The 6,131-nt window shown below is 42.0% G+C and carries 1 protein-coding gene; it reads right to left on the bottom strand.

The features are described 5' to 3' along the window. Positions 1-6,128, bottom strand: a 6,128-nt coding sequence (locus CEX98_RS18915) for an FG-GAP-like repeat-containing protein (protein WP_172439803.1), incomplete at its 3' end; no start/stop codon positions are given. Positions 6,129-6,131 lie beyond the last annotated feature (3 nt).

Below are 6,131 nucleotides of genomic sequence, written 5' to 3'. Positions count from 1 at the left end.
CGGTTGAGGTTTTGGATATTCTCAGGAGCTTGTACCATAGGGTCAGCTTGTAAAAAGCGTCCTAAGATCGGGTCGTAAATTCGTCCCCCCATGTGTACCAAGCCCACTTCGTCCATTTGCTCATGACCTGTATAACCACGTAAGGTAATTTTACTGGTGAATTTGGCTTGATCGCTGAAGTCTCTCGCCCATGTTTTGGCATCGCGGCGCGCACCAAACACATCAAAGCTCATGGTTTGTTCAAGCTTACCATTAGCATCAGCAATCACATGAGTTGAACCCAAGTGGTCGTCTAACATATAGCGTGTAGTTGCTTTGTTATTCACCGTAGTGATTAACACTTTGCCTGCAATATAACGCTTGCTCACCCAAAGGCTTTGGCCGCCATAACGGATAAACTCCACATTACCCACGTAACGCGTTTCTTGTGTAATTGGTATAAAGGTCGTCAAGTCGCCGTTTAATATTGGAATTAAACTGCCTTTCTCACCACCAAACTCGCTACGCTTGAAACGTTTACCTGCACCCGAGTAAGCAAACTCCACCCAGTAGTCGTCTTTTTTGATGTAGGTTGGTTTATGGAAGCTGTTGTAAACCAGCTCACGGTCGTTGTCTTTCACCATGTTACCAGCGGCATCATAAGCATATTTATTCGCTCTGGCACCTGTTACCTGGGTTACGGCATGTGGACGACTACTTTGATAGTGGTAAGTACCCACACCTGTTTTATAGGTGATGTTACCCAACTCATTATAACGAATATCAGTACTTGCCCCACCCGAGATGCGGCTACTGGTTACTCGGTTTAAACTGTCATAACCAAAGGTCTCTTTTTTGTTGACCACCAAGTCTTGGCGATAGTTTAAGTTACCTAAGTTATCCCAGTCATAGCGCAAGTTTTGCAACGTACCATTACCCGCCGAGGTCATACTGGTCAGTAGACCAGTATTCACATCAAACGTTTTATTACGTGTAATGCGGCTACCTAATTGCTCTTTGGTGATGTTACCAAACGCATCTGCGGCTTTTGCTTGCCAAACCGTTGTATTGGTCTGATTATCTTTAATTGATACTAAATGCTTATGACTGTTGTAGCTATAGCTAATCGACTTACCCGAGGCATCCGTTTCTTTTACCAGCTGCCCACTACCATTATACGCCCATATCTCTTTGTAAGTAGTACCGTCAATAATGGTATGTTTTTCTCGATTGCGACCAAAAACATCGTAATAGAAGCGCTCAGTAAATCCTGTCACTTTGTCAGTGGTTAAATACACCATACCTTTAGCATAACTGCCGGTATCATACGTTGTATATGTATGATGCTCAGTTTTACCATTTCGCTTACGGACACTTTCAGTCACACGGCCAATTTTGTCATACTGGTAAGTAATAACATTGCCGTTGCTGTCACTCTCTTGTGTTAACTGATGATATGCATTGTATGTGTAATTAACCGTCCCCTTATCCGAGTCAACCACCTTAGTTTTGTTGCCATACTTATCGAAGGTTACTTGGATCTGGTTGCCCTTTGGCCCTGTGAGCTTTCTAGACTTACCATTTTCATCATACTCATAAGTAGCCGTTTTTCCATTGGCATCAATAACTTTAACCAATAACCCCATGGCATTTTTAATCTGGGTATTTTTATGTCCTGCTGGATTAATACTCGTAACCGACTCACCATCGTATTCAGTTACCCACTCAGAATCATCCGCTTTAGTAACTTTAACGACTCGATTTTGTTTATCGTATGTATAGCTGTTCCAACTTGGTGTATTACCAGAAAAATATGGCATCGACTCTTTGGTTTTTCGACCTTTACCATCGTATTGATAATCCACATAAACGTAACTCCCATTGAGTGCTACACTGCCAGCTCTGAGCTTACGGCCTAATACGTCAAAGTAAGTGCGACCATTTGGCTCCCCTTCTGCAACAGTCTCTTCATAATAAACGGCAGATGCTGGACAATGGTTAGTCCCTTTACACCAGTACTTGGTTTTACTGCTGCTTAGAGCTAAGCTACCTGAAGTGCTATGGTTATTGGCAGGAGTCGATATCTCCCCAGTCAACCGTCCGAGCTTATTGTAGGTATAGTAAGTACGTTGACCATTCGCCGATTGTGTATAGTGCTTGCGCCCAAGAGCATCATAGCCAATGCTGCTGCGATGGCCCAAGCTATTCATCTCACCCGTTACATGGCGATACGTACTATCGTAAAATGTCTCTAACGTTTTTGTTGGTAACCCAGCTTTAGATACTGTTTCTTTACTTATCAGACCGCGAGCGTTAAGCACATATGCTTTTACAACTCCATTACTGGCCGTTGTTTTAATCAACCGCCCTAAGTTATCGTACTCAAACTGACTAATATGCCTATTGCTATGGTCGCCTTTATTGGATCCGCCAATCCGATTTAAGTATCGTTTATACTCATTCTTTTTAACTAATCGACCACCATAGACACTATAATCGTATTCGTTATCCGTTTTCGTGTAAGCATAACCATTCGGACTATCCACAACTTTTGTTTCGAGTTTGGGATTACCATAACTATCTATTGTTAAACTCTTTGTCTTAGTTGCAATCACGGTCTGATTGGCATTATCTGTATTGAAACTCTTCGTTACTGCCGTCTTTGGGTAGACCATATAGGGTTTAGTCGCATTTTGCGTGACAAATGAAGACTGCTGCTTTCGACTATAAGTTGTTGTTACTTGGTTTTTAAGACGCCAAATACTGCTGCTTACCGTTGCAGTAGACAAGGTCGCATACTTGGCTATATCTGTTGAAGAAACACGACTCGATAACGCGGTATTTCCGTTTGCTACTGTGAACTGCTGAGCAGCCTCTAGCGGGTTCTCTTTTTGTATTTGACACTCTTTCCCCCACTCACAGTTGCACAATTCAGGAATTTCTTCACATGGGTCTATCGGATCAGTGCCACCACCTGGGGTGCTCTCAGGGCCAAACTTAACATATGACTCAACCTTCTCAGCACTTCCTCGGTAATCCCCGTCTTGACGATACGTAGTGATCACCTTGGTTGCTGCATTTCGGCTTTCGATTTCAATTTGTCTAAAGCCCAGCATGCCTCGGCCAACTTGCGCCTTTGCACCGTGATAGCGGTAACTTATCTGATCACCAGCTTTTTGTAAAAAGCTAACAACGCGAGAACCTGACTTAACATCTGTAACGCGGCCTCGACCCCAGTTTTTCTTGTTCGCATCATTATGCGGTGTATAAATATTGCGGTTATTAAGCGTTGAATAAGTGATGTGTGTTTTAGCGCCAAAGCCGTCTGTGACTTGAGTTATTAATGAAGCAGCAGCATCTAAGTTTTGATAAAGCCCCATACGTCCTTGGAATACTAACTTGTCAGGTGTACCGTCACCAGTTACGTCCATATAGGAAGTAAAATTGTAATCTGACCTATTCGATGTCAGTTTTCTACCTGTAAAGCTATTAATACCGTTGAAGAAGTAAAAGTAATCCCCGTAACTTTCTCGATATACTTCCTGCGTGCCATCGCCATTGATATCTACAGTCTTTAGACTAGATTTGTCGTAGGTGAACAAATAAATTGGACTGTTAAAACCATTACCGTTATTAATACGTGCATACCATTTATTATCGTTGTTGCGATACAGGATGTCTGCAAGTCCATCTCCATTGAGCTCAGTTGCCTGAATATCTTTAACACTAGAGGTTGATGCAACTGTAAGAAATTCATCAAAATTCATGTTGCCTGATGAATCGGCTCCTTTAGATACTAATATTTTCCAGTAAGTTCTCGAACTCACACTGCCAGCCGTAGTGATCGGTGCACGCAACTGTAATCCAGAAGTATCTGTTTTAGATAGCGTTACTTCATTGTCAGCTATCATATTTACACGGTTAAGCTGTGACGCGCTAACAGGAGTGAGGACCGCTGCATTCACTTCATCCCCAACGTTGCTTACTTCTGAGTCCAGTTGATTATTAATTGCACCATTGGCTTGCTGAAGGCTAGGTGCTTTACGAAGATCAATGACACACTCACGAGGGTTGATACGACAAATAGGGTTTGTATCGGAATAGGTATTTATTCTAACTTTCGCCAAAAAGTCGGCTCGGCCATCACCGTTGAAGTCCATTGCTTGGAAGGTATTATCTTCTTTGTCATAGGCTAAAAGGTGCGCAGTGGCGTTTTCGCCAGCTTGTAAATTAAAGTTAATGCTTTTCGCTGCGCCGCTAGATAATCCTGTTTTTGTACCTTTTTGATATGAAAGTTTGTTGTTTACAAAATGAAGTAATTCGGGGTAACCATCCGCATCAATATCAAAAAATCGTGTATTGCTGTCATTATCTGGACGACTAATCGATGAAAGTGTTTGCGTGGTAAAGTTCATAGCTGAGGTATGCTTAAATAGCTTCCAATAGCTACTGCCTGAAGGCATAAACAAAATATCGTCTTTGCCATCTTTATCATAGTCAACCACCTTCCAGGTACGGCGGAATGACTTAGTTGCCATATTATTAAAGCGCCGCTCTGTACCAAACCCACTGCCAGTGTTGGGGATCATATATAGATAGTCACTCGAGCTACCTCTATCATTACGAACATACGCAATGTCGGTTAAGCCATCGCCGTTAAAGTCTAAAAATTGATGTCCTTTGTAACGGCTTTTTCGTGAATAATCTTGGCCAATATCACGTCCAAGTCTTACACTGCCTCGGCTAGTCCAATTAAAAGTGGTTGGAGATAAGCATTTGTTATCGCTTGAGCAAGCTTGTACTTTGGTGAGTACACTTTCGACTTGTCCTGTGCCCCTCGACGTATAAGTCAAGTTATAACGTCTAATCAAGCGACCCGAATAATATGATTCTACATTTTTAAGTCGTTTAGTAAGTGTTACCTTGTTACCTTTAATATAAGTAACGCGATGATTATCGGTTCTTGACTCCCAATTAAATTTAATTTCGTTGTGGGTGGTAGAACCATAACCAGAATACTTTAATGAAGTCGGATAATACTCCAACGAATTACTGACTTGAGAGTAATGATAGGTATAAAAATTCCCAGAGGCATCTTCAACCTTTTTTAGAGCCCAAGTAAAAGCACGACCATTTTTCGCTTTTATCAGGGCATCTTGCGAAGCACTTAATTTACCATAGGTGAATTTATTGCCCTGAGTGTCGAAAATAGAAAAGGCATACGGACCCACATCTGTGTTAGACGTATGTGCAATCACTTTTTGTCCACGGTCCTGCCTAGTACGATACTCCGTACCATTGCTCCCATATGTTTGACCCGTTTTGGCAATTAAACGCTGTCCGTCAAGACAAAACCTGTCATTCTTATCAAAGTTAACAGAGCCCGCTACCCCATCGGTTTCCATATTTTTTTCACAACGAGTAATCGCACTCAACCCACCAATATTAAAGCCAACGCCAACATGACCATTTCTTGGTGTTGATGAGTAGCTCAATGAGATACTTGGCTTGAGTCCACCCGTTGACTCAGCTACCGCAATCGGCATATCGTAAGTAAACTCACCACTTGGAGAAACATTACTTTCACCTGGCAGCGCCCCCACATAGTCACTCGTATCTATCGCATGCGATATTCCCGTGGATTGTGCATAGTGAACTTGCTTTAGATCTTGAGAAACAATATCGGCTCTAAAATCGTAGTTCATGTCTTGCACTTTCATTTCATTACCAAGACTACGAATATCAATGCCAATTTTATATGGCTTTACGCTCTTGTTTGAAACAAGTAACTCATGACCTAAATCGGTTTGAATTAAAATATCGGGTTTGCCATCACCATCAAAATCGCTTCTCAGGCGCTTACCGATGACATCAAGTTCAGCTTTAAGAGCATTGAACTCTGCCGCTGAAAGTGGCTTAAGTTCGTAACCATCTGCGGTTTCAACGATCTTTACGTAAGGCATTGATTCAAAAATACGAATACTTACCGGTGCGTCTTCAACCGTGGTGACTTGCTTAACTGGTTGTTGATAGTACAAGTTCTCTTTACTATCTATCCATATATCATTTTTGGGCACAACTGGGCTTGCATGTGCGACTAGACCAAATAGCCCTAGTGACACTCCCCATAACCCTTTTGAGTTAATCATTGG

Origin of the sequence: Pseudoalteromonas piscicida, from assembly GCF_002744175.1 — a bacterium.
Classification (GTDB): domain Bacteria; phylum Pseudomonadota; class Gammaproteobacteria; order Enterobacterales; family Alteromonadaceae; genus Pseudoalteromonas; species Pseudoalteromonas piscicida_B.
The sequence above is the reverse complement of the archived record's forward strand: the minus strand, read 5'-3'. Positions and strand labels throughout refer to the sequence as shown.